The organism is Streptomyces sp. VTCC 41912 (genome assembly GCF_045799175.1).
Classification (GTDB): domain Bacteria; phylum Actinomycetota; class Actinomycetes; order Streptomycetales; family Streptomycetaceae; genus Streptomyces; species Streptomyces albulus_C.
This window is the reverse complement of record NZ_JBJMAB010000113.1, coordinates 1-616: the sequence shown is the minus strand read 5'-3', so window position 1 is coordinate 616 and position 616 is coordinate 1. Positions and strand designations below refer to the sequence as shown.

Below are 616 nucleotides of genomic sequence, written 5' to 3'. Positions count from 1 at the left end.
ATCATCTGGACGTCCGAGGGCGCCAAGGGTTCGACGCGGGGAATGGTGAGCTTCCACGAGGTCACGTCCGACCTCACACGGATCGTTCTCGTCGTCGAGTACTACCCCATGGGGCTCTTCGAGAAGACCGGAAACCTATGGCGAGCACAGGGACGCCGGCTGCGCCTGGACCTCAAGCACTTCCAGCGCTACGCCAGCCTCGCTGAAGAGGAACCGGAGGGCTGGCGCGGTGAGATCCGCGACGGGGAAGTGGTCCTCAGCCATGAAGAAGGACTGGAGGAGGACGAAGCGGAAGGGGACTACGACGACGAGGAGGGCGAAGACGAGGAGGGCGAAGAGGGCGACGAAGGCGAAGACGGAGACGGAGACGAGCGGTTCGACGACGAGTACGACGAGTACGAGGACGACGAGGAGGATGCCGAGGGCGACGAGGCGGCATGAGGCCGCCGCTCCGAGGGACGCCCTTGGTGACGGCTCGTGCGCGCACCGTGCCCCAGGACCCGGTGTACGCAGGGCGACGGCGCGTGTGCCCCACGTCTGGACGATCTCCGGCGGTGATCGGGACGGTCCTGGGCGGAACGCAGGTGGATACCATGGAGGGGCGCCGTGTGCGCGC

1 pseudogene is annotated in these 616 nt (G+C 67.0%); it reads left to right on the top strand.

From position 1 onward, the window contains the following. Nucleotides 1-441, top strand: a pseudogene (locus ACJ6WD_RS41370) (polyketide cyclase); the annotation flags it as partial. Nucleotides 442-616 lie beyond the last annotated feature (175 nt).